This is a genomic window from Solirubrobacter deserti, from assembly GCF_027587175.1.
Lineage (GTDB): Bacteria > Actinomycetota > Thermoleophilia > Solirubrobacterales > Solirubrobacteraceae > Solirubrobacter > Solirubrobacter deserti.
Genome location: NZ_JAPCID010000002.1, coordinates 23,996 through 48,719, shown reverse-complemented (window position 1 = coordinate 48,719; position 24,724 = coordinate 23,996). Strand labels below are relative to the sequence as shown.

The 24,724-nt window shown below is 71.8% G+C and carries 16 protein-coding genes; 11 read left to right on the top strand and 5 right to left on the bottom strand.

Annotated features, from left to right (window positions below; genetic code table 11):
- Window positions 1-20: 20 nt before the first annotated feature.
- Window positions 21-1,448, bottom strand: a complete 1,428-nt coding sequence (locus OJ962_RS01485) for an FAD-binding oxidoreductase (protein WP_202953085.1) — start codon at window positions 1,446-1,448, stop codon at window positions 21-23.
- Between the two features lie 47 nt (window positions 1,449-1,495).
- On the opposite strand from OJ962_RS01485, the gene xylB reads away from it, so the two are divergent.
- The 6 genes from xylB to OJ962_RS01455 all read left to right on the top strand — a co-directional run bounded on the left by xylB (window position 1,496) and on the right by OJ962_RS01455 (window position 11,944).
- Window positions 1,496-2,932, top strand: coding sequence for a xylulokinase (gene xylB / locus OJ962_RS01480; protein ID WP_202953084.1), 1,437 nt, complete (start codon window positions 1,496-1,498; stop codon window positions 2,930-2,932).
- Window positions 2,933-3,002: 70 nt separating this feature from the next.
- Complete coding sequence (locus OJ962_RS01475) at window positions 3,003-6,425, top strand: ThuA domain-containing protein (protein WP_202953083.1); 3,423 nt, start codon at window positions 3,003-3,005, stop codon at window positions 6,423-6,425.
- Window positions 6,426-6,518: 93 nt separating this feature from the next.
- Window positions 6,519-7,751: an ROK family protein gene (locus OJ962_RS01470; RefSeq protein ID WP_202953082.1), complete on the top strand. Its 1,233-nt coding sequence runs from the start codon at window positions 6,519-6,521 to the stop codon at window positions 7,749-7,751.
- A gap of 146 nt (window positions 7,752-7,897) precedes the next feature.
- Window positions 7,898-9,730, top strand: a complete 1,833-nt coding sequence (locus OJ962_RS01465) for a DUF1800 domain-containing protein (protein WP_202953081.1) — start codon at window positions 7,898-7,900, stop codon at window positions 9,728-9,730.
- Window position 9,731: 1 nt separating this feature from the next.
- Complete coding sequence (locus tag OJ962_RS01460) at window positions 9,732-11,324, top strand: DUF1501 domain-containing protein (RefSeq protein ID WP_202953080.1); 1,593 nt, start codon at window positions 9,732-9,734, stop codon at window positions 11,322-11,324.
- Window positions 11,321-11,944, top strand: coding sequence for a hypothetical protein (locus tag OJ962_RS01455; RefSeq protein WP_202953079.1), 624 nt, complete (start codon window positions 11,321-11,323; stop codon window positions 11,942-11,944). Before OJ962_RS01460 ends, OJ962_RS01455 begins: the two co-directional genes overlap by 4 nt.
- Window positions 11,945-11,951: 7 nt before the next feature.
- Here OJ962_RS01455 and OJ962_RS01450 read toward each other — a convergent pair whose 3' ends face one another.
- The 3 genes from OJ962_RS01450 to OJ962_RS01440 all read right to left on the bottom strand — a co-directional run bounded on the left by OJ962_RS01450 (window position 11,952) and on the right by OJ962_RS01440 (window position 17,446).
- Window positions 11,952-12,443, bottom strand: a complete 492-nt coding sequence (locus OJ962_RS01450) for an AfsR/SARP family transcriptional regulator (RefSeq protein WP_202953078.1) — start codon at window positions 12,441-12,443, stop codon at window positions 11,952-11,954.
- A 288-nt stretch (window positions 12,444-12,731) separates the two neighbouring features.
- On the bottom strand, window positions 12,732-16,544 hold the full coding sequence (gene hrpA / locus OJ962_RS01445; RefSeq protein ID WP_270006139.1) for an ATP-dependent RNA helicase HrpA: 3,813 nt from the start codon (window positions 16,542-16,544) through the stop codon (window positions 12,732-12,734).
- An 11-nt stretch (window positions 16,545-16,555) separates the two neighbouring features.
- Window positions 16,556-17,446 (bottom strand): M48 family metalloprotease, encoded by an 891-nt coding sequence (locus tag OJ962_RS01440; protein WP_202953076.1) that lies wholly within the window; start codon window positions 17,444-17,446, stop codon window positions 16,556-16,558.
- A gap of 72 nt (window positions 17,447-17,518) precedes the next feature.
- Between OJ962_RS01440 and OJ962_RS01435 the strand changes: the two genes are divergently transcribed.
- Genes OJ962_RS01435 through OJ962_RS01425 form a run of 3 tightly spaced genes read left to right on the top strand, consistent with a single transcriptional unit; the run spans window position 17,519 to window position 19,682 of the window.
- Entirely contained in the window at window positions 17,519-17,794 is a 276-nt protein-coding gene (locus tag OJ962_RS01435; protein ID WP_202953075.1) for a YciI family protein, read from the top strand.
- Entirely contained in the window at window positions 17,773-18,798 is a 1,026-nt protein-coding gene (locus OJ962_RS01430; RefSeq protein WP_202953074.1) for an enolase-like domain-containing protein, read from the top strand. The genes OJ962_RS01435 and OJ962_RS01430 overlap by 22 nt, the downstream gene beginning before the upstream one ends.
- Before the next feature lie 32 nt (window positions 18,799-18,830).
- Window positions 18,831-19,682: a hypothetical protein gene (locus OJ962_RS01425; protein ID WP_202953073.1), complete on the top strand. Its 852-nt coding sequence runs from the start codon at window positions 18,831-18,833 to the stop codon at window positions 19,680-19,682.
- Window positions 19,683-20,169: 487 nt separating this feature from the next.
- Here OJ962_RS01425 and OJ962_RS01420 read toward each other — a convergent pair whose 3' ends face one another.
- Window positions 20,170-21,756: an EAL domain-containing protein gene (locus tag OJ962_RS01420; RefSeq protein WP_202953072.1), complete on the bottom strand. Its 1,587-nt coding sequence runs from the start codon at window positions 21,754-21,756 to the stop codon at window positions 20,170-20,172.
- A gap of 201 nt (window positions 21,757-21,957) precedes the next feature.
- On the opposite strand from OJ962_RS01420, the gene OJ962_RS01415 reads away from it, so the two are divergent.
- Together OJ962_RS01415 and OJ962_RS01410 are read left to right on the top strand one after the other, a co-directional pair.
- Window positions 21,958-23,106: an aromatic ring-hydroxylating oxygenase subunit alpha gene (locus tag OJ962_RS01415; protein ID WP_202953071.1), complete on the top strand. Its 1,149-nt coding sequence runs from the start codon at window positions 21,958-21,960 to the stop codon at window positions 23,104-23,106.
- Window positions 23,103-24,704: a phytoene desaturase family protein gene (locus tag OJ962_RS01410; RefSeq protein ID WP_202953070.1), complete on the top strand. Its 1,602-nt coding sequence runs from the start codon at window positions 23,103-23,105 to the stop codon at window positions 24,702-24,704. The genes OJ962_RS01415 and OJ962_RS01410 overlap by 4 nt, the downstream gene beginning before the upstream one ends.
- Window positions 24,705-24,724: the final 20 nt, after the last annotated feature.

The following is a 24,724-nucleotide window of genomic DNA, read 5'->3' as shown; positions in this document are numbered from 1 at the left end:
CCTCCGGCACGGCCTTCTCCTCAGAGGCCGAGCTTGCCGGGATTCATGATGCCGAGAGGATCTAACGCGGACTTCACCGAGCGCAAGGCCTCGAGGCCCGCTCCGTGTTGTGCCTGCATGAAGGGTGCGAGCTTGAGGCCCACACCGTGGTGGTCGTTCATCACGCCGCCGGCGGCGAGGACGGCCGTGACGCCGTCGGCCCAGACCTGGTCGTGCAGCTCCCGGGCGTCTTGCCCGCCGTCCGGGATGAGGAAGCGGGCGTAGATCATCGTGCCCCAGCGATACCAGTGGGAGAAGTGCATCCGCAGCTGGAGGCCGTCCGGCGCGTAGCGGTCGCGGACGGCGGTCTGCAGCGCCCGGTGCACGTCGTGGATGGTTCGGTAGGACGCGACGACGTCGATCGTGCCCCAGACCGAGGGCAGCTCCGGGTGGTGCGGCGGCTTGTAGAAGTCGTAGCGGCGGTCCCACCACGTCCGGGCGAGGGCCGGATCGAGCTCGCGCGCGCCCTCCGTGCGCGCGAGCCCGATGGTGGCGGCGCGCTCGGCCGCGGTGACCTCCGGCTCTCCCCCCTCGAACACCACGATCGCCACGACGCCGTCGAGCCCTTCGCCGACGACGGGCGAGAGCGTGCGGCGCGTCGCCTCCTCGTCGTACATGCGGATCACCGACGGCCGGTTCCCGCGCGCGAGCGCGGTGCGGAAGGCGTCCACGCCGGCGTGCACGCTCGGGAAGTGCAGCGCCGCGAACGTGCGCTCGGCGGGAGCAGGGACGACCTCGAGCGTCGCGCGGGTGATGATCCCGAGCGTGCCTTCCGAGCCGACGAACAGCGGCGTGAGGTCGGGGCCGACGGCGTGGCGCGGCGCGGGCACGCTGTCGAAGAAGGTGCCATCCGGGAGCGCGACGCGCAGGCCCAGCACCAGATCCTCGATCTTCCCGTAGCGGGTGGAGAGCACGCCCGAGCCGCGCGCCGCGACGTACCCGCCGACCGTCGCCCACTCCGAGCTCGCCGGGTAGTGGGGGAGCATCAGCCCGCGCTCGTTGAGCGTGCGCTCCAGCACGTTCCCGTTGACGCCGGCCTGCGCCGTCACGGTCATCGAGACCTCGTCGATCTCGACGATCGTGTCCAGGCCGCGCAGGTCCACCACGAGCCCGCCCTCGATCGCCACCGCGCCGCCCTGCGTCCCCGAGCCACCGCCCCAGGCGGTCACCGGCACGCGGTGGGAGGCGGCGATGCGCAGGATCGTGGCCACGTCCTCCTCACGCCGGGGCACCGCCACCACGTCCGGCCGGCCCAGCGGCGCGCCGGCGGCGCGGGCGTGGATCGCCGGCCAGTACGTGTCGGCCGTGTAGGCGTCAAGCTGTGCGTCGTCGGTGAGGACCGCGTCCCCGCCGAGGACCGCGGCCAGGGCGGGGGCAAGCTCGACCAGCTGCGTGACAGAAGACTTCATCTATTGACAGGCAAGCTTGCATTAGCCTTCAATTGCTGTCAAGCCAAATGTCATCAACACTTCAGAACCCGTCACGAACCGCGATCGGCATCGATGTCGGCACGTCCGCGGTCAAGGTCATCGCCGTCGCTGAAGACGGCGAGGTGCTCGAGCGCCGCGAGGTCTCCTACCCGCTCTCGACGCCCAAGCCCGGTTGGTCCGAGCAGAACCCGGACGACTGGTGGGCCGCCACCGAGCAGGCGCTCGACGGCCTCACCGAAGGCGTCGCCGGCATCGGCCTCTCGGGCCAGATGCACGGGCTCGTCACGCTCGACGCCTCCGACCGCCCGATCCGGCCCGCGATCCTGTGGAACGACCAGCGCACCGGCGCCGAGTGCGCTGAGATCGAGCAGCGGGTCGGCTTCGATCGGCTCGTCGAGTTGACGGGCAACCGCGCGCTCACGGGCTTCACGGCGCCGAAGCTGCTCTGGCTGCGCAAGCACGAGCCGGACGCCTACGCCCGGATCGCGCACATCATGCTGCCCAAGGACTACGTGCGGCTCAAGCTCACCGGCGAGCGGGCCATCGACGTCGCCGACGCCTCCGGGACGCTGCTGCTCGACGTGGCCCAGCGCCGCTGGAGCGACGAGGTCCTGCAGACGCTCGAGATCGACCCGGCGTGGCTTCCGACCGTGCTCGAGTCGCCGGAGGTGAGCGGCCGCACGGCGGGTGGGATCGCGGTCGCGGCGGGTGCGGGCGACCAGGCCGCGGGCGGGCTCGGCGTCGGCGTCGACCGGCCGGGACCGTTGAGCGTGGCCATGGGCACCTCCGGCGTGGTCTTCGCGGCGCTGCCCGAGTACCGAGCGGACGCCCAGGCCCGCGTCCACGCCTTCTGCCATGCCGTCCCCGGCGCGTGGCACCAGATGGGCGTGATGCTGTCCGCGGCCGGCTCGCTCGCGTGGCTGCGCGGCGTGGTCGGCGGCGAGTTCTCACAGCTGACCGAGGAGGCGGCGGCATGGGGGCCGGGGGCGGACGGGCTGACGTTCCTGCCGTACCTGACCGGCGAGCGGACTCCGCACGCCGACCCCGACGCGCGCGGCGCGTTCACCGGCCTCGAGATCCGCCACAACCGCGGCGCGCTCACCCGCGCCGTGCTGGAGGGCGTGGCCTGCGGCCTGCGGGACTCGTTCGACCTCGTCGGCGGCGGCGAGCGCGGGCGCGTCTCGGGCGGCGGCGCGCGCAGCGAGCTGTGGCTGCAGATCGTCGCCTCGGTGCTGGAGATCCCGCTCGAGCGGCTTGCGGTGGAGGAGGGCGCGGCCTACGGCGCGGCGCTGCTGGGCGGCGTCGCCGGAGGTTTGTGGGGGGATGTGCACGAAGCCGTCGCCGCGTGCGTCCATACGCACTCCGAAGTCGAGCCCGTCGCGGAGTGGATCGAGCCCTATCGGGAGCTCAAAGCACGCTACACGGCGCTCTACCCCGCGCTGACACGTGCCAACGCAGCCTAGTTGACAAGCGATTGTCAGACAGGTTTAGTTGGCACGCCGGACCAAATAGGGTCATATGAGGGGAGAGAGGGTGTACAGGAGAGCCGCGACCGCGGCTGCGGTCGGAGCTGCGCTGGTTGCGCTGCCGACCGCGGCACACGCGCAGGACACGACGCCGCCGGTGATGGCGCCGGCCACGTTCGCCACACCGGCGAGCGGCAACGGCAACTGGCGCTTGACGGCGCCGCAGACGCTGAACCTGTCGGCGACCGACGACGTCGCCGTGACCAAGTTCCAGTACTCGCTGGACGGCGGGGCGACCTACGTCGACGTCCCGGCGACGGCGGGGGCCGCGAGCCTGACGCTCTCGCAGGAGGGCAACACGCCGCTGCGCTACCGCGCGGTCGACGAAGCGGGCAACGTCTCGCGCGCCACCGTCAACACGACGCTCAACCAGGCCGCGGCCGCCGGCGCGAGCGCGGTCCGCCTGCAGAGCACCGCAGGGCTGGCCCCGGGCGACCGGCTGCAGCTGAACACGGGTGCGACCCAGGAGACCGCGACGATCGCGACGATCGTCGCCCCGGCGCCGCCCGCCCCGCAGCCCAACGTCACGCTGACGGCGCCGCTGGCGAACGCCCACCCCGCCACCACCGCGGTGGCCGGGACCGCCTTCGCGCACACGATCGCGCTGCAGATCGACACCAAGGCCCCGGTCGCGACCTGGGGCACGCAGGCCTCGACGCTGGCCGCGCCGGCGGCTGCGGGCGCGACGGGCATCCGGATCGCGAGCGTCAGCGGCCGCACGGCCGGCGAGACGCTGCAGGTCGACCAGGGCGGCAACGCGGAGACCGTGAAGGTCGCCAGCGTGGATCCGACCGCGGCCGCTCCGGCGCCGAACGTCGTGCTGACGAGCGCGCTGACCAAGGCCCACATCTCGGGGGCGAACGTCTACGTGCCGCAGGTCGTCGACGGCAAGATCCTGCAGTCCCAGACGCTGACGCCGCTGCGCAGCGATCCGCGCCTGCGTGACTCGTCTGACACCGTGGCCAGCGGCGCCGGCGGCGCGGCACCGCGCCGGATGACGCTCGACGGCGAGTTCATGGTCCCCAAGACGGTCAACCTCAACCGGCTGACGGTCGGCAAGCACACCCAGACCGTCTCGCTGCAGGACGCCGCCGGCCAGACGGCCAAGTACGTCAACACGTTCGTGGTCACGACGTCGTTCGCCGACCTGGCGACGGTCATCGACCAGCACGCCGACAACGCGCTGCGCACCACGCTCAACGGCGCCCAGGCCGTCGGCGCGACCGGCCTGCGCCTGACGGCGCCGGTCGGCGGATTCCGCGCGGGCCAGCAGCTCGTGGTGGGCACCGGTGACGGAGCCGAGACGGTGACGATCGCCAAGGCGCTCACCCCGCCGCCGACGCTCAACACCACCCTAAGCGCGGCCGCGACCGCGGGCGCGACCCAGATCCGCCTGGCCAGCTACACGACCGAGACGCTCACCGGGCCCAACCCGCCGAGCAACAACGGCCCGATCATCGGCCAGCCGATCGTGCTCGACACGGGCGCCAACCAGGAGGTCGTCTACGTCAAGCGCCACCTCTCGCCGCTGCCCCCGGCCCCGGCGCCGAACGTCGAGCTGAGCGCGCCGCTGGCCAAGGACCACGCGGCGGGCACGGCGACGAGCCTGAACAACGTGACGCTCACCACGCCGCTGACGAAGGCGCACGCGACCGGCACCACCGTGGCCAACCCGCAGCCGCTGATCAGCGCCGCCAAGGCCACCGAGCTGCGCGCCCTGCTGGCCGACGCCAAGGCCAAGGCCGACGCGGGCCAGACCGCCGCCGCGATCACCGCGCTGCAGGCGTTCAACGCCGCCGCCGCGGCGTCGCGTCCGCTGCAGAGCGCCGGTGAGGCCCTGATCGCTCAGCTCAACGGCACGCCGGTCGACACCACCGGCACGGGCATCACGGTCGAGGCCGCCGAGGACGGCGTGCAGGCCATCCGGGTGTTCAACAACCCGAGCCCGTTCGTCAACAACCCGATGGCGACGTACAAGATCCTCGTCAACGGCCGTGCGGGCGGCTTCCGCCACCAGTCGATCGTGGACTTCCACTGGATGTTCCAGCAGCTCGGGTTCGAGCACGGCTTCAACGTCGACATCTGGGACCCGAACATCAACGGCAGCCCGGGCCGCCAGGCGCCGGCCGGCGTCTCGCTGCCCACGAGCCCGTTCCTGGACTACGAGCAGCTCAAGCAGTACAAGACGATCATCTTCAACTCGACGGTCGGCCTCAACGCCACGTCGACGGTCAACGCGGTGGAGTTCGCCAACCTGCAGCGGTTCGTCCGCGAGGGCGGCGGCGTGATCGCCATCCACGGCGGCACGGACGCGATGCAGAACGTGCCGTGGTACATGGACCTGGTCGGCGCCGGCTTCACCAACCACGGCTCCAACCAGGGCGGCATCCTGATCGACACCGAGTCCGGCGGCCACGTCGAGCTCATCAACGCCGACCCGGCGCACTCGACGATGCAGGCCGTGCCGCGGCGCTTCTTCTCGATCGAGGAGCTCTACAACACCAACCGCGACCCGGCGGCGCTCGGGATCGCGCACCCGCTGATGTACGAGAACGAGGACACGCTCGTCGGTCAGCTCGGCTACGGCCCCGGCAACGGGCTGCACAACACCGACAAGCACGTGATGACGTGGTGCCGGAACTTCGACGGCGGGCGCTCCTTCACGACCACGCTCGGCCACAACTGGCAGTACGCGACCGAGACCTGGTTCCGCGACATGATGCTCAACGCGGTCCAGTGGACGGCGGGCCAGGAGTACTCGAACTGCGTCACGTTCAACGAGGTCCGCGACCTGCTCGCGAAGGCGCGGGCGGACGGCAACGTCACCGCCGCGGGCAACACCGCGCTCAGCGCGGCCCTCGAGGAGGCCGACACGGCCTACCGCGCGGACGACTTCGCGGGCGCGGCGACGCACGCGCGGACGTTCGTGGCGGAGGCCAAGCGGGCGGTCCACGCCGGCGCCGACAACGGCGCGGCGCTGCTCGCGCTCCAGACCAAGGGCGCCGAGCTCGTGGGCTGGATGAGCGGCAACGAGGCCCAGCCGGCTGCGCCGGTCCTGCAGACGGACGCCACCGGTACCGTGGGCGGCACCGTGCCGGCGACGCTCGCCCTCTCGCTGGCCGGCGCGGCGACGTTCCAGCCGTTCGTACCGGGCGTCGAGCAGGAGTACACGACCAGCGTGGGTGCGAAGGTCATCAGCTCCGCGGGTGAGGCGACGCTCAGCGTCTCCGACCCCGGGCACATGACCAACGGCGCCTTCGCGCTGGCCGAGCCGCTGCGCGTCTCGTTCAGCAAGTCCAGCTGGACGGCGCCGACGGCCAACGAGAACGTGGACATCACGTTCAAGCAGCTGATCAAGCGCACGGACCCGCTGCGCACGGGCAGCTACCGCAAGACCCTGACGTTCACGCTGTCGACCACGACTCCGTGAGCGCGTGCACGCCGCGGCGACGACGTGGGTCGTCGCCGCGGCGGTGCCGCTCCACACGCGATGACCGGGCCCGTCGATACGGTTACCGGTCTCATGTGGACCCCGAAGCCCGCCATCGAGCTCTCGAGCCAGCGCGCGGTGCGGCGCCACAACCTCAGCGTTGTGCTGCGCCAGGTGGTCGAGCGCGGGCCGCGCTCGCGCGCGACGATCGCGACGGACACCGGACTCAACAAGAGCACGGTCTCGAGCCTCGTGAGCGAGCTGATGGACTTCGGGCTGCTGGTCGAGCGCGGCGCCGAGCACCGCGGCACGGCCGGCCGGCCCGGCCTCGTCGTCGACGTCGCGCGTGACGGTGTCGTGGCGCTCGGGCTCGAGGTCAACGTCGACTACGTCGGCGTGCAGGCCACCGATCTCGCGGGCGGCTCCCGCTACAAGGGCATGGAGGCCGTCGACAACCGCGGGCGCGGCGTCGACGAGGTGCTCGACCGGCTCGGCGAGCTCGCGCGCAGCGCGCTGGTGGAGGTCCAGGCGCAGGGCCTGCGCCCGATCGGCGCCACCGTCGCCGTGCCCGGTCTGGTGGACATCGAGCGCGGCGCGCTGCTGATCGCGCCGAACCTGCACTGGAGCGACGTCCCGCTCGTGGACGCGCTGCGCGAGCGCATCGACGCACCCGGCCTGGAGATCGGCGTCGACAACGAGGCGAACCTCGCCGCGCTGGCCGAGCTGTGGGAGGGCGCGGCCACGGGGATCAGCGACTTCATGTACTGCTCGGGCGAGATCGGCGTCGGCGGCGGGCTCGTGCTCGGCGGCGAGCTGTTCCGCGGCTACCGGGGCTTCGGGGGCGAGTTCGGGCACACGACGGTCGAGCACGACGGGCTCCCGTGCGCCTGCGGGTCCCGCGGGTGCCTCGAGACCCGTGCCGGCCTGGAGCCGGTGCTCACCGCGGCTGGAATCAACGGGACCGGGGAAGCGCGCTCGCGCGGCCTGGCCCGCCCGGTGGCCGACCTGGTCAAGCGCGCTCAGGCGGGGGAGGCGCAGCCGCTGGCAGCGCTGGAGGACTGCGGGCGCTGGCTCGGCATCGCGCTCGGGACGGTCGTCAACCTGCTCTCCCCGCAGGCGATCGTGCTCGGCGGCCACTTCGCGCCGATGACCGAATGGCTCAAGCCCGTCATCTGCTCCGAACTCGCGACGCGCGTGCTCGGCGGCAACGGCGCCGTCCCGCCCGTGCTGTCGTCCAGCCTCGGCGCGGAGGCCGCGATGCGCGGCGCCGCCGCCACCCAGTTGCGTCGGCTGTTGGCCGACCCAACACTCGTCGCCGCCGCCTGACCGACCGGTCAGGGGTTGTCACCCCTTTCGGATGATGCAAAAGTCGCATCATGGATGGGGGGTCGGTCTTCGGACGCAAGTCCGCAGCCAGGAAGCGGTTGGCCGCGCCGCGATCGTTGAAGGTCGCGAGCGTCGGACCAAAGGGAGTGACGCTGAAGTGGGCGGCGCCGAAGGGCGCCAAGCCCGCTTACTACGTCGTCGTGCGCGACGGCAAGAGCCTCGGCCGGACGACGAGGGCTTCGTTCACGGATACGACCGTCAAGGCGGGACGGACGTACCGGTACGCGGTCCGGGCCTACGACAAGGCCAAGCGCGCGGGCGCGCTGACGCCGAGCCGGCGGGTCACCGTGCCCAAGCAGACGGACGTTCCGACGCCGGGGACACCGGGGACGAGCAACCCGGCGGCGCCGATCGCGGCGGTCACGCCGACGCCTGAGATCCCGTCGGTTCCGACGCCGGTCGCGACGCCGACGCCCGTGCCGTCGCCGTACGACACGATGACCGAGGCGATGGTCGACCGCCTGTTCTGGCGGGCGGGCTTCGGGCCGACGCAGGCGCAGCGCGACGCGTGGGTCGGCAAGCGCCACGCGGATCTGGTCGAGTGGCTGGTGAGCACGCCGGCGAGCATCGACACGAGCATGCTGGCGCCCAAGACGGCCGCGGGCGCGACGACGATCGACCCGCTGGCCGGGCAGGTCGAGCTCGAGCTCGAATGGATCGACCGCATGCAGCGGGCGGTCAACCCGCTCCCGGAGCGGTTGGTGCTTTTCTGGCATCGACACTGGGTGATCTCGCTCAACGACGGCTCGGTCTCGAACAAGTGGGCGTACGCGTACCGCAACCATCTGCTGCGCTATTCGGACCTCGGCGCCCACCCGGGCGCGACGTTCCGGCAGCTCGCGTACGAGATGACGACGGCCAACGCCGCGATGTCCTCGTACCTGAACCTCAACGCGAACACCAAGACCCGCCCGAACGAGAACTACGCGCGGGAGATCATGGAGTTGTTCTGCCTCGGGCCCAAGGATCCGGCCGGCAATGACAACTACACGCAGGAGGACATCGTCGGCCTGACGCAGGCCTTCACCGGCTGGCGGCTCAACGGGGCAGAGTTCCTCGCCGACAAGGTCACGCCGAACCCGGACTACGGGAAGATCACGTTCGATCCGAAGCAGTTCCACATGCCGGCCAAGACCGTCCTCGGCCGCGTGATCGCGGCGGAGACCGGCAAGACCGACGCCACGAATCCCGACAACGTCAACTGGGGCCCGCGGGCTGTCAACGCCGGCGTCGACATCGTGCTCGAGCACCCGCAGCACGCGCAGTTCCTGATCCGCAAGCTGTGGGGCGAGTTCATGGCGGGACCGATCCCGCAGGCCACGCTCGACGCGCTCAGCGCCGAGTACCGCGCCAACGGCTACCAGCTCAAGCCGCTCATCCGCGGGATCCTGCTCAACACCGAGATCTTCGAGTCGCTCGAGGAGCCGAACCTGATCAAGCCGCCGGTGGTCTACATGGTCGGCGTCCTGCGGGCGCTCGGCGCGCCGGTCAAGGGCAACGTCCTGCAGGGGCCGATGAACAGCATGCAGCAGCGCATCTACAACCCGCCGAACGTCGCGGGCTGGGAGGGCGGCATGTCGTGGCTGAACACCAACACGGTCCAGGCCCGCTTCGACATGGTCAAGGTCGCACAGAGCCTGCGGTACTCGAACGGCTACTACGCGGACGCGAACGCCGCCGCCAGCTACGCGCCGGACGTCCGGGGTGAGACCGCGGCGGAGGTCCTGGAGCGCGCGTACGCGTCGGTCGGGCGCCCGTGGATCTCCGGCGCCACACGGGCCCAGCTGCTGGCCTTCGCCCAGACGCTGACCGAAGCGAACCGCACCGGCACCTCGGCCGCGGCGATCACCGCCCGGCGTCAGCGCTTCTACGCGCTGCAAGCGATGATCCTCGGCGGTCCCGACGGGCAGGTGATGTGAGATGGAGCGTCAGCGCTGCATCGAGTGCGAAGAGATCGAGCTGGCTCGCGTCCGCGACCAGCCGCCGAGCCAGACCATGCCGGTGCCCTATCAGGCCCTGGACGGGTTCCCCGCGGGGCGCACGCCGCGCGACCTCACGCGCCGGCGGCTGCTGCAGTGGGGCATTGCCGGGTCCGCGTCGATCTACGGGGCGCACCAGCTCGGCTGGGACCAGATCTGGGACTCGGTCGCCAACGCCAACGAGGCGGAGAACGAGAAGTGCCTCGTGCTGATCTACCTGGCCGGCGGCAACGACGGCCTGAACGTGATGATCCCGACCGAGGCGGCCGACTACGCGGCCTACGTCGCGGCGCGCCCGGAGATCCACCGCGCCCAGGGCGTCACGCCCGCGAACGGGCGCGTCGGCTCCACGCCGCTGGCCGGCCCAGGCGGCGGGGCGCTGGCGTTCGCGAACGTCGTGGTGTCCAAGAACGGCGGCGGGGACAACGGCCAGGCGCGCTTCAACTTCGCGGCCGGCGGCGACGGCTACGGCCTGGACACGCTGTACGGCGACGGCACGGGCGGCCCCGGCTCGGACCTCGCGGTCCTGCCCGCGGTCGACGCCAAGCAGTACAGCCTCTCGCACTTCGACAACTCCGACATCTGGTTCGCGGCCTCCAACGACCAGAACACCAAGACGGGGTGGCTCGGGCGCTGGATCGATCGCAACGGCAAGCCCGACAACCCGCTGCAGGCGGTCTCGATCGACACCGCGCTGTCGAAGGCGATCCGGACCGAGCGCAACCCGGTGTGCGCGGTCCCGTCGCTCTCGATGTCGGGCTTCACGAACAACCCCGGCGGAGCGGTGGGCGGCGGAAGCTCGGATCTCAACGGCGTGATCAGCCAGCTCGCCGGGATCCAGGCCGGGGCCGGCAACGCGTACCTGCAGCGCTCCCGGTACACGTATGGGCTCGCCCACACGACGTACATGAAGGTCAAATCGCTCACGACGACGCCGAGCCCGACGCCGACGCCCACGGCGACGCCCGTCCCGATCGCCTACCCGAACACCGGCACGCTCTCGGCGCGTCTGAAGACGGCGGCGACGCTGCTGGCCGCCAACCTCGGCACGCGAGTGATCACGATCCACTGGGGCGGCTTCGACACCCACACGGGCCAGCTCGCCTCGCAGGACCGCCAGATGGCCGAGTTCTCGCGCGCGCTCGCGGCCTTCCGGGCCGACCTGCAGGCGCGCGGCATCGAGCAGCGCGTCGCCACGCTCGTGTTCTCGGAGTTCGGCCGGCGCGTGCGCGAGAACGGCTCCGGCACCGAGGCCGGCACCGATCACGGGATCGGTGGCCTGATGTTCGCCATGGGCAGCGGCGTCCGCGGCGGCTTCGCGGCGGACTGGCCGGGGTGCGAGCTGCGTGAGCTGCAGCCGGTCAACAGCGCGACGCAGGGCAACCTCCAGGTGGCGACGGACTACCGGTCGGTCTACAAGGCGGTGCTCGACGAGTGGCTGGGCGAGCAGAACTCGCAGTCGCTGCTCGGCGGGCCGGTGGTCGAGGACCTTCGGCGCGGCGATCAGCTGACGGGACGTAGGCTGTTCAAGTGAGCTGGCTCGCGATCCTGCTGACGCTCGCCGGGCTCGGCGGCAACCCGGCCCCGGACGCCAAGCCGCGCCGGTGCGGTGCGGCCGCGAGCAGCCTCGGCGCGGCGAGCGCGGTGCCGATCAAACAGCCGTGCGTCAAGGCCAAGAAGAAGCGCCCGGCGCCGGCCAAGCCCGCGCCGCGCAAGGACGCGCCGGCGAGCACGAATCCCGCGCCGCGGTCGGACGCCCCGGGCGGCGAGCCCGGTCCGCAGGCGACGCCGACCCCCAGGCCCGGAGCGACGCCGACCCCGACGGCCACCGCGACGCCCGTGGCCACCGCCACCCCGGCGCCGCTGCCGTCGCGCACCAACGTGGACCTCACGGACATCCGCGAGTGGTCGGTGCGGCCGTCCTACCGGCTGCTGGCGGCGGGCCGGGTCGAGTTCAACGCCAACAACCGCGGCGAGGACGAGCACGACCTGACCGTCCGCGACGCGGCGGCGCGCGACCTGGGCGAGCTCCCGCTCGCGCCGGGCGAGTCGGGCACGCTCGCGGTCGACCTCCCCGCCGGGACGTACACGCTCTACTGCTCGCTGCGCGGCCACGAAGCCGCCGGCATGGTGGCCGAAATCACGACGCGCTGAGGTCGCTTTACTGAGACTTTGCCGCCCCGGCCGATGCTGCCGGTGCCGCCCGGCCCGGTGACGGGAGCAGCCGCACGTCCGGGTCCTCCAGCAGCGCCTCCGCCGTCTCCAGGTGCTCCTCGCGCCCGAGCAGCGGCGTCGCCGGCAGCGGCAATGGCGGGGTGTCGGCCGCCGGCGCGGGCGAGGATGAAGGGTCAGACCCCTTCTGTGAGCGAGCGGTGAGGCTTACGTCGTGGGCGAGGATCCGGGCTTCGAGGCGCTGGAGGTCCGGGCCGGGGTCCAGCCCGAGGTCCTCCACGAGCGCGTGGCGGGCGCGGCGGTAGGCGTCGAGCGCGTCGGCCTGGCGGCCGGCGCGGTAGAGCGCAAGCATCAGCTGCGCGTGGAAGCGCTCGCGGTACGGGTGCTCGGCGGTCAGGCGCTCGAGCTCCGCTCCCGCGCCGAGCTCGATCTCGCCGTCCGGCCCCACGACCCGCAGCGGACCGAGGATCGCGAAGTCCATCGCGGCGCCTCTTTACCGAGCCTTTGCCGCCGCGTAGCCCCCGCGGAGACTGATCGCAGTCAACTACGGAGGGAAGCAGTCATGGGCTTCCGCATCGACAGCGCCGGCTGGCGCTGGGGCTGGCGTATCTGAGCCTTCCGCGTCTGCTGGGCATGGTCGCTCAGACAGCGTGAAGCTACGACGACCCCGCCACCGGGAGATCCGCGAAGCGATCTCCAAGCCGAAGTGGCCACGCACCGGCGAAGCCGGTCGCGGACACCAAGCGCAACGGAGCGGGGTCGTCCGTCGCTAACGGGCGGCTTCGTCGAGGATGCGGCGGATGCCCCGGGCGGTGACGTGGCCCTTGGTGCCGACGGACTGCGCGAACTGGCTCATGCGCAGCTCCTCCAGCATCCACGGCACGTCGGCGAGCTCGGGGTTCGCCCCGACCTGGGCCCGCAGCGCCGCGTCGTAGGCGCGCTCGAGCTCGTTGAGCGCGAGCATCCGGTCGCGGTCGACGGCCGCGTTCTTGGTCAGCCGCTGCAGGCGCCACTCGGCGCCGCGCAGGTAGCGCTCGACGTCCGCGAGCCGGTGCGCGCCGGTGGGGGTGACGAAGCCGGGGAACACCAGCCGGCCGAGCTGCTGCGCCACGTCGCGGCGGACGGGCTCGAAGGCCGCGCCGCGCAGCTGGTCGAGCTCCGCGCGCACATCCCGCGCCGCCTGGATGATCTTCACCACGGCCGCGACGATCTTCGCCGTCTCGTCCGCGACGTGCCCGGCGACGTACTGGCGCAGCCGCTCGAAGCTCTCCGCGTCGAACACGGGCCCGCCGGCGCGGTCGAGCAGCGCGGCGATCGCGGCGCTGGCCGCGTCCTCCAGCACCGCGCGCGGGGAGCCGTGTGGCGCCTCGATCAGCACGAGCTGCGCGGCATTGCCCAGCTTGGAGCCCTGGTACTGGCGCAGGGGAGAGGGCGTCGTCAGCGCCAGCAGGCGCCGGGTGCCGGCGCGCATGTGCAGCGCCTGCGCCTGCGGGCTCTCCAGCGCGCGCACGCCGACCGTCTCGCCCTCGTCCACCAGCGACGGGTACGCGCGCACGGTCTGGTTGGTGCCGGGCAGCGCGACGACCTTCGGGATCTTCCCGAAGGTCCAGCTCGTCTGGCCCGTGCTCTCGAGCTTCTTGGTCGCGGACGCCAGCGCGCGGCGCAGCTGCGGGCGCACCTGCTCGCGCACGGCGGCGAGGTCCTGCCCAGCGGCGACGACGCGGCCCTCGTCGTCCTCGACGCTGAACGTCATCTTCAGGTGGTTCGGCAGCCGGGACAGGTCCCAGTCGCCCGGCGCGATGCGCACGCCGCGCTGCGCCTCGATCTCGGCCGCGAGCGCTTCCAGCAGCGGGCGCTTGCGCGGCTCAAGCCGCTCCAGCACGGACGCCGCCACCTCCGGCACGGGCACGAGCCGCTTGCGGACGTCCTTCGGCAGCGAGCGGATCAGCGCGACGATCAGCTCGGCGCGCATCGCGGGCACCAGCCACTCGAACCCCTCGGGCCGCAGCGCCATCAGCCGCTTGAGCGGGACGTGGACGGTCACGCCGTCGTGCGCGGAGCCGGGGTCGAAGCGATAGCTGAGCTGGAGCTCGAGGTCCCCCTGACGCCAGACGTCCGGGCGCCCGGCGATGTCCTCCGCGGCGGTCGGGTTGATCAGCAGCTCACGCGTGAACGTGAGCAGGTCCGGCCTCACGCGGCGCTCGTCACGCCACCAGCGGTCGAAGTGGCGGCCGGAGATGACCGTCTCGGGGATGCGGGCGGCGTAGAAGTCGTACAGCGTCTGGTCGTCGACGAGGATGTCGCGCCGGCGCGCGCGCTCCTCGAGCGCCTCGACCTCCTCGACCAGCGCCTGGTTGTCCGCGAGGAAGCGGTGGCGCGTGTCCCACTCGCCCTCGACCAGCGCGCGGCGGATGAACAGGTCGCGGCTGAGTGCCGCGTCGATCTGCCCGTAGCCGACGGTGCGTCCGGCCACGATCGGCAGCCCGTACAGCGTCACGCGCTCGGTGGCGACGACCTGGGCGCGCTTGCGATCCCAGCGCGGCTCATCGTAGGTGCGCTTGAGCAGGTGGCCGGCGAGCGGCTCCACCCAGCGCGGGTCGATCCTCGCCACCGTCCGGCCCCACAGCCGCGACGTCTCCACCAGCTCGGACACCATCACCCACGCGGGCTGGCCCTTGACGCCGCTGCCTGGCCACAGCGCGAACTTGGCGTTCCGCGCGCCGGTGTACTCGCGCCGGCCGCTGTCCTTGAGGCCGATGTGGCTGAGCAGGCCGGCGAGGATCGCCTGATGGATCTGCTCGGGCTCGGCCGGGACGTGGTTGGCCTTGATGCCGACGCCCTTGGCCGCCTGGCGGATCTGCCCGACGAGGTCCTGCCACTCGCGGATGCGCAGGTAGTGCAGGAACTCGCCCTTGGCCTGCTTGCGGAACTGGTTCGCGGACAGCTCGGCCCGCTGCTCGTGCAGGTAGCGCCACAGGTTCCAGTAGGCGAGGAAGTCGGAGTTCTCGTCGGCGTGACGGGCGTGCGCCTGGTCGGCCTGGGCCTGCTGGTCGGCGGGGCGCTCGCGCACGTCCTGGATCGACAGCGCGGCCGCGATCACGATCACCTCGTCCACGCAGCCGAGCCCGGCGGCCTCGAGCACCATCCGGCCCATCCGCGGATCGATCGGTAGCGCGGCCAGCCGGCGGCCGATCTGCGTCAGCGTGCGTCCGGACTCGTCGAGCGCGCCGAGCTCCTGCAGCAGCGCGATGCCGTCGCGCACCTGGCGGCGGTCCGGCGGGTCCAGAAAGGGGAAGTCCTCGACGTCGCCAAGGTCGATCGCCGCCATCTGCAGGATCACCGCGGCGAGGCTGGTGCGCAGGATTTCGGGGTCGGTGAAGCGCGGGCGCTCCTCGAAGTCCTCCTCGGAGAACAGCCGGATCGCGATGCCCTCGGCGACGCGGCCGCAGCGGCCCTTGCGCTGGTCGGCGGAGGCCTGGGAGATCGGCTCGATGGGCAAGCGCTGGACCTTCAGGCGCGCGCTGTAGCGGGAGATGCGGGCCGTGCCGGGATCGACGACGTAGCGGATGCCGGGCACCGTGAGCGACGTCTCGGCCACGTTGGTGGCGAGCACGACGCGCCGGCCCTTGTGCGGCTTCCACACGCGTTGCTGCGCGGCGGTGCTCTGACGGGCGAACAGCGGCAGGATCTCGACGTTGCGGAAGCGCCCTTCCAGCGCTTCGGCGGTGTCGCGGATCTCGCGCTCGCCGGAGAGGAAGACGAGGATGTCGCCGGGCGGCTCGCGCAGCAGCTCGTCGACGGCGTCACCGATCGCGTCGGTCTGGTCGGCGTCCTCGTCGGGCTCGCGGTAGCGGACCTCGACCGGATACGTGCGGCCGGAGACCTCGATGATCGGCGCGTCGTCGAAGTGGCGCGCGAACCGCTCGGGGTCGATCGTCGCGCTCGTGATGATCACCTTCAGGTCGGGCCGCTGCGGGAGCAGCCGCTTGAGGTAGCCGAGCAGGAAGTCGATGTTCAGCGACCGCTCGTGCGCCTCGTCGACGATGATCGTGTCGTAGCGGCGCAGCAGCCGGTCGTTCTGGATCTCCGCCAGCAGCAGGCCGTCCGTCATCAGCCGCAGCAGCGTGTTCTCGCCCGACTTGTCGGCGAAGCGCACCGCGTAGCCGACCGCGGAGCCCATCGGGACCTTCAGCTCGTCCGCGATCCGCTCGGCGACGGTGCGCGCCGCGAGCCGCCGCGGTTGCGTGTGCGCGATCGTCCCGCGCACGCCGCGGCCCAGCTCCAGGCACACCTTGGGCAGCTGCGTCGTCTTGCCCGAGCCGGTCTCGCCGGCGACGATCACGACCTGGTGGTCGCGGATCGCGGCGAGCAGGTCCTCGCGCCGCGCCGAGACTGGCAGCTCCTCGGGGTAGGAGACGGCCGGGACCGCGGCGCGCCGCTGCTCGAACCGGAGGACGGCCTTCGCGATGTCGGCGTCGAGCCGCGCCTGGCCCTTCTCGTCTCCCTTGGCCAGACGCTTGAAGCGCTGCTCGAGACGAAACTCGTCCTGGAGCGTGAGTTCGGGAAGACGCGCCTGAAGCACGCCCACTTACGTTATCCGCGTTGGAGGGCGCGTTCGAGCCGCTCGAGGCGCTCGATCCGGGCGGCGAGCGGCGGGTGCGTCGGCGGCAGCATGAACTGGCGGGCGTCGCGGGCCGGGAGCAGGTGGAACGCGTCACCGGCCGCGGCGGCGCGCAGGTCCTTCTCCGGGATGGCCACGAGCCCTTCGGAGACCTTCATCAGCGCCGCGGCCAGCGCGGCCGGGTTGCCGGTCATGCGCACGGCCGCCGCGTCGGCGGCGAACTCGCGGTAGCGCGAGAGCGCGCGCCCGCCGAGCGTGCCGACCCAGCCGATGAACGTCGCCACGCCGCCGCCCAGCACGAGCGGCCACCAGCCCTGGTTGACGACCCGCACGCCGCCGGACAGGAGCGCCTCGCCCGGGCCGGCGACGACCGTCATCACGGCCGCGTCGCGGTTGGCGACGTGCGCGAGCTCATGGGCGATCACGGCTTCGAGCTCGTGCGGCTCCAGCAGGTCCAGCAGCCCTTCGGTCAGGTGCAGCCGGAACCCGCCGCGGCTCGTCCCCTCGATCCAGCTGTTGGGCATCGCGTGGCGGTCGAGCACCAGCGCCGGCTTGGCGAGGTCCGCGACCACGCACAGGCGCTCGACGACCGCGTGCAGCTCGGGCGCGTCGGCGGTTGAGAGCCGGCGCCCGCGTGAGGAGATCGCCACCCGCTCGCGCACACCGACCCACACGCCGAGGGCGAGCGCGAACAGCAGCACGGACTGGACCTGCCAGTCGTGCACGTGCAGCGCGCGCCACGGGACCACCGTCAACGCCGCGATCAGCGCGGCGAGGACCAACAGAGGCGTGATCAGCCCGACCGCGACCATCCGGAACACCAGGCCGGGGTCGGCAGGGAAGAGGTCGCGGCGCGCCCTCATGCCGTCAAGTATTGCGCGTTCGCCCGCCCACGGCGAGCGTGATGTCGACAGCGAACCCGTATTGTCCGGCAGGTGCCCGAGACCTTGCAGCTGTTGCAGTACGAGTACGTGCCGGACATCGCTGAGAAGCGCGCACCGCACCGGGCCGCGCACCTGAGCCTGATCGAGGAGTACCACGCGGAGGGCAAGCTCGTGATCGCCGGCGCGCTCGGCGATCCGCCGCATTCGGGGCTGCTCGCCTTCCGCTCGGTGCAGGACGCCGAGGCCTTCGCGGACGAGGACCCGTACGGCAAGGCGGACCTCGTCGTGTCGCGCAAGGTCGAGCCGTGGACCGTCGTGGCGAGCTGATGTTCGAGCGCCTGGCTTCGCTCCCGCTCGAGATCGAGGGCTACACGCTCGAGCGGCTCACCGGCGGTGAGCGCGTCACGACGCTGCTGCGGCTGCAGGGGCGCGGGGAGGAGGGGTTCGGCGAGGACCTGCTCCAGATGCCGGGCGAAGCGGACCCGATCGAGGTCCCGGCCGACCTGCCGCTCGCGGGTTCGTGGACGCTGGAGTCGTTCCTCGACGCGCTGGGCGGCATGAACCAGTGGGTGGAGGAGCCGCCCGAGGAGTGGGGCGACTTCGCGGCGCGGCTGCGCAACTGGGTGTTCGAGTCGGCGGCGCTGGACCTCGCGCTGCGCCAGGCGGGCGTGCCGTTGGCGGCGGCGCTGGGGCGTGACGAGCCGCGGCCCGTCACGTTCGTGAACTCGTTCGGGCTCGGCGACCCGCCCGCGCTGGACCGGTTGCGCGCGACCATCGAGCTGTACCCGACGGTCGGGTTCAAGCTCGACGCGGCGCCGACCTGGACGCGCGAGGTGATCGCAGCGCTGGCCGAGACGGGGATGGTGCGGACGGTCGACTTCAAGGGCCACTACGGGCTCGAGATCGAGGGCGACATCGCGCCCGTGTACGAAGCGGTCGTCGAGCTGTTGCCCGAGGCGCTGATCGAGGACCCGCACGAGGGCGTCGACGGGCTGCCGCTCGAGCGCGTCTCCTTCGACGCGCCGATCACGCGGGTGCAGGACATCGGGGACACGCGCACGATCAACGTCAAGCCCTCGCGGATCGGGTCGCTGCGGCGGCTGCTGGAGATCTACGCCTGGTGCGAGGAGCGCGGGGTCGCGATGTACGGCGGCGGGATGGGCGAGCTCGGTCCGGCCCGGCGCCAGATCCAGCTGCTCGCCGGGCTGTTCCACCCTGACGGGCCCAACGACGTGGCGCCCCCACCGTTCAACCTGCCCGACCCGGCGCCGGGCCTGCCGTCCAGCCCGCTGGACGTCAGCGGGCCGCCGCCCGGATTTCGTCTTAAGTAGCGCCTTAGGCAACGGGGTACTCGGATCTCATGATGAGACGGGCCCTCCTCGCAGTGACCGCCGCCTCGACCCTCGCCCTCAGCGCCTGTGGCGCCGAGGAGGCGTCGGTCGTCAAGACCGCATTCGAGCAAGACATCGAGTCGGCCGACGTCACCGTCGCGCTGTCCATGAAGTCCGCCCAGGGCGAGTCGAACGTGTCGCTCAGCGGCCCGTTCCAGTCCAACGGCGAGAACAAGCTCCCGAGCGTCGACTGGCGGCTCAGCCTCGACGGCATGATGCCCCGGCCCGTCGAGGGCCGGATCATCTCCACCGGCGATGACGCCTTCGTCCAGTACGGCGGCGAGACCTACCAGGTCGGCAAGGACAAGATCGCCCAGCTCGGCGCGCTCGGCGCCGGCAGCGGCATGGAATCCGCGGACGTGACCAAGCTCATGGCCAGGATGCAGGACTGGTTCCCCGAGAGCGACGCCCAGTCCGACGCCGAGCTCAACGGCGAGCGCGTCACCCGCATCACCGGCAAGCTCGACCTCTCCGCCGCCCTCGAGGACATGAAGGAGATGGCCAAGCAGCCGGGCGCCAGCGGCTTCGAGGGCCTCGAGCAGCTCTCCAACGGCGACATCGACCAGGTCGAGAAGATGATCAGCGACCCGACCTTCACCGTCGACGTCGCCCAGTCCGACGACAAGCTCCGCCGCGTCGCGGCGCGCATGACCGTCGACAATGGCTCCGACAAGTCCACGATCTCCTTCTCGATTCAGCTCAAGGACGTCGACAAGCCGGTGCAGATCACGCCGCCCGCCTCGGGCCGCCCGATCGAGGAGCTCATGCAAAAGCTCCAGCAGGACTTCGGCCGCAGCGTGCCGGAGGAGACGACGATCTCCTAGCCGCGCTCGGTCCTCGGGCCCGTCTCGTCATGCACGCGGCGGGCCTCTTCTTTGCGCCGGCCGCGGGATTGGCAACGGCGGGCGTGCAACGTCCCAACAAGCCGGGTTCCCCGGACTGCGCAAACGCTCGCGCGTGTGCGCAGAGCTACTTGCTAGCCCCCGGCGGTGAGTGGTCAGTTCGGGCCCCTATGGGGCCTGAACTGACCAACGATTCCGGTCACGCCACGCGAGGGTTCACTCAGTCGCCTCCTGGGGGCCTTAGTGAACGCTCGCGTGCCAGGCGGCCCTCCACAAGCGCTTGCGACCCACTCCGGCGGCCCGAGCCCGAGCGAATGGCCCGTGCGTGAACGCTCGGCGTTTCACGCAGTCCGGGGAACCCGGCTCCAGTGGGTGTGCTCGCCGTTGCGGAGAACCGCGCGGCAAGAACGCTTGGCCCGCCGCCTCTCCCCACGAGGGGCCGCGGGTCAAGGTCTGGGGAGGGAGAAACTCAGGCGACCGCCGTGAGCTGCGGGACCTCGGCGTCCACGGTGCCGAGGTTCGGGCGGGCGAGGTAGAAGCCCTGGCCGCAGCCGACGGCGAGGCCCCTCAGGCAGCAGAGCTCGGACTCGTTCTCGATGCCCTCGGAGACGACGGTCGCGCCGACGTCCTTGGCGAAGGCGACGATGGCGCTCGCCAGGGACTGGCGGACCGGGTCGTCGTCGATGCCGCAGACGAGGGTGCGGTCGAGCTTGAGGATGTCCGGATTGACGCGGGTGACGTGGCGGAAGGAGGCGAAGCCGGAGCCGACGTCGTCGACGGCGACGCGCACGCCGAGCGCACGCAGGCGGTCCAGCTGTGCCGAGAGGGCGACGTAGTCCTCGACGGGCTGGTGCTCGGTGATCTCGACGACGAGCGGACGGTCGGTCCTGTGGCGCGCGATGGCGAAGGCGAGCTCGTCCTGCTCGAGCACGGCGGGGGAGACGTTGAGCGCGAGGTAGCGGCCCTCGGGGAGGCGGCGCTCGTGGCACTCGAGCGCGAGCTTGATCACGGCGAGCTCGAGCTCGACGCCCATGTCGACGGCGTGCGCGTCCAGGAAGCAGCGCTCGGTCGGGATGGCGGTGCCGTCGGCGTCCTTGAAGCGCGCGAGCGCCTCGGCGCCGACGACCTTGCCGGACGCGAGGTCGACGATCGGCTGGAACGCGACGTCCAGGCCGAAGCCGTTGGTCATGCGCCGGATGCGGGCCTGGATGCGCTCGCGGCGCTCGGCGTCCAGGGTCACGCGCTCTTCGTGGGCACGGGCGCGCTCGCGCTCGGCCACCAGGTTCTGCGCCAGCTCGCGCTCGAACTCGCGCAGCTTCTCGGCCACGGCGATGAAGCCGATCAGCAGGCCGACGGCCGGGATCGCGAACTGGCCGGCGCGCAGCGCCAGGGACGCCCACCAGGAGCCCTCGAACACGCCGGTCGCCCACACGTACGCGAAGGCGTCCAGGGCGGCGAGGCCCATCATCACGAGCACGCACAACTCGCCCCAGTTCAGGGCGCCGCCGGCGCGCCGCCACCAGGCGAAGGCGACGCCGGCCTGCGCGAGGACGATGACGGCGACCAGGACGCGCATCGTCGCGGTCAGCCCGTCGCCGTCGGCGAGGTTCCCGAGCGGGGAGGAGGCGACGGCGGCCCAGGCGAGGAGGAGGGCACCTGAGCCGCCGAAGATGAGAAGGTTGCGAAGGGTCGCCTGCACACCCACGAGGGCGAAGACGCCGGCGAGGATCAGCGCGACGTGCCAGATCACGTAGCGCGCGGCGGCCGAGTTGGCGCCGGAGTCGACCGGCCCGCCGCCCGGGAAGACGCTCGGCAGCGCGACCAGGGAGGTGATCAGCCCCAGCATCGCGACGGTCGTGCCGATCGCGAGCCACGCCATGCGGCGATCGTCGAGCGCCTTGGAGGACGCGTAGAGCATGTGGCTCATCAGCGCCGCGCAGATGATCGCGACGGTCAGACATGCGGGGACGGCGGCACTGGACTCGCCGTCTCCGCCGGCCAGCGGAACGAACGCGGCCACGACGGCGGTGACGGCACACGCACCAAGCAACCGCATCGTGACTGAGACTGATGGGCGGGCTGTCAGCAATGGAGACATATCGGCATTCCGTGGGGTGGCCGTTGGACGCAAAGCTCAAACGCCAAGCGGCGTCCAGACTTGCGGCGCACGTGGCCAATCGGACAAACTGACCTTGTTGCCAGTCGCACAATCCTCGTGATAGGGTCTTGTCAGGTCAACCCTCGAGGAGTCGCCGCCGTGGCCGTCGCGAACCCGTCTCTGCCGCTCTACGCCGCCGAAATCGAGCGCACGATGCTGCCGCTCGAACGGGCCACGCAGCTCCCCGGTCCGGCCTTCACGGACCCTAGTGTGTTGGCGTGGGAGCACGCCAACCTCTTCGCCCGCGGGTGGGTCTGCGCAGGCCACATCGAACAAGTGTCCAATCGGGGCCGGTTCGTCCGGATCGAGGCCGGCGGGGAGAGCGTGATCGTGGTCGGCGACGACGACGGCCTCCCGCGCGCGTTCCTGAACACGTGCCGGCACCGCGGCGCGCGCCTCGTGGACGAGCCCGAGGGGCAGCTGCGCCGCCTCCAGTGCCCGTACCACGCGTGGGCCTACGGGTTCGACGGCAGCCTCAAGAGCGCGCCTTTCACCGACGGCCTGGCGGACTTCGATCCTGGCTGCTTCGCCCTGCACGAGGTCCGGCTGGCGGTGGTCGAGGGACTGGTTCTGCTCGATCTGAGCGGTGAGGCGCCGGCGCCGCAGGACCACATCGGAGATCTGGCACCGCACATGGCGGCCTACCGGCTGCCGGAGCTCAGGCGCGGCGCGCGGATCGTCTACGACGTGCATGCCAACTGGAAGGCGATCGCCGAGAACTACAGCGAGTGCCTGCACTGCCCGGGCGTCCACCCGGAGCTCAACCGCCTCAGCCACTACCTGACGGGCGAGACCTACGAGGGCGCGGGGCTGTGGTGCGGCGGCTCGATGACGCTCGCCGACGGCGTGGAGACGATGTCGACCGACGGCGCGACCCACGCGCGCCGCGCGATCGCGGGCGTCGACGAGCGCGTGATCCTGTACTTCCTGATCTTCCCGAACACGCTCGTGTCGTTGCATCCGGACTATGTGATGCTGCACACGCTGTGGCCGAAGGCCCCCGACCGCACCGAGGTCGTCTGCGAGTGGTTCTTCGAGCCCGAGACGATGGCCGAGCCCGGGTTCGACCCGTCCGACGCCGTCGAGTTCTGGGACCAGGTCAACCGTGAGGACTGGCACGTCTGCCAGCTCACCCAGCAGGGTATGCGCTCGGCCCGCTTCACACCCGGCCGCTACACGACGCAGGAGGGAGACGTGCACGCCTTCGACCAGATGGTCGCGTCCCGCTACCTGGAGGCGTTGCGATGACCGACTTCGACGCGATCGTCGTCGGCGGCGGCCACAACGGGCTGACCGCGGCCGCGTACCTCGCGCGGGCGGGGCTGCGCGTGTGCGTCCTCGAGCGCCGCGCGCTGCTCGGTGGCGCGTGCGTGACCGAGGAGATCAGCCCGGGCCGGCGCGTGTCGAGGGCGAGCTACGTCGTGTCCATGCTGCGGCCGCAGGTGGTCAAGGACCTCGAGCTCAAGCGCTTTGGCTACCACCCGATCCCGCTCGACCCGCCGTTCGCGACCTTCGCCGCCGACGGCACGCCGATCCTGTTCCACAACGACGAGCGCGCCGCCTACGAGAGCCTCGCCCGCGTGTCCAGACGCGACGCGGACCGGATGGGCGAGTTCGAGGCGATGATGGAGCGCGTCGCCGACGTCCTGCGCCCGATGATGCTCAAGCCGCCGCCCGCGGTCGGCTCCAAGCGCCCGGGTGACGTGATGGAGCTGCTGCGCGAGGCCGGCCGCGCCGCCGGGCTCTCCCAGCGGGGCTTCCACGAGCTCTACCGCGTGATGACGATGTCCGTCGGCGACCTGCTCGACGACTGGTTCGAGAACGATGCCTTGAAGGGCGCGTACGCCTCCACCGGCGTGGTAGGCGTGTGGGCCGGCCCGCGCACGCCCGGCACCGCCTACAACCTGCTCCACCACGAACTGGGCGAGCTGGATGGCGTCGGCGGCGCCTGGGGGCACGTCAGAGGTGGGATGGGCGCGATCTCCGAGGCGCTGGCCGGGTCGGCGCGCGCGTTCGGCGCCGTGGTCCGCACCGGCGCGCCCGTCACCCGGATCGACGTCGCCGGCGGCCGCGTGACCGGCGTGACGCTCGAGGACGGCGAAACGATCTCCGCGCCGGTCGTGCTGTCGGGCGCGCACCCGAAGACGACCGTGCTCGACCTGGTCGGCGCCGAGCACTTCCCGGACGAGGTCGGCGAGGACATGCGCCGCTACCGCTCCCGCGGCGGGTCCGTGAAGGTCAACTGGATCCTCTCCGAGCCGCCGCGGCTCCCGGACGAGCGGCTGTTGCACACGAGCCTCGCGATCTGCCCGAGCATCGACTACCTGGAGCGCGCCTGGCAGGACGCGACGCTCGGCAAGCCCGCGCAAGCGCCGTACATCGAGGTCGAGGTGCCCACGGCGATCGACCCGACGCTCACCGACGACGGCACGACCGTGATGACGATGTTCACCCAGTACGGCCCGCACGACGAGGCCGGCTGGCCGGACGGCGCGCGCGAGGCCTACGCGCAGCGCTGCCTGGACCTCATCGCCGGCTACGCGCCGAACGTCCGCGACGCCGTCATCCACTACGAGGTGCTCGCCCCGCCGGACCTGGAGCGCATCTTCGGCCTCGTCGGCGGCTCGATATTCCAGGGCGAGCAGGGCCTGGACCAGATGGCGTTCATGCGGCCGACGCCGCTGCTCTCCCGCTACGCGACGCCCGTCCACGGCCTCTACCTGTGCGGCGCCGGCACGCATCCGGGCGGGGGCGTGATCGCCGCGGCCGGCCACAACGCGGCGCAGCGAGTGCTCAAGGACCGCAGGCGGGCTGAACGCCGGTTCAAGGTGCGAACGCGGGCTTGACACATTAGGCACAAACCGAG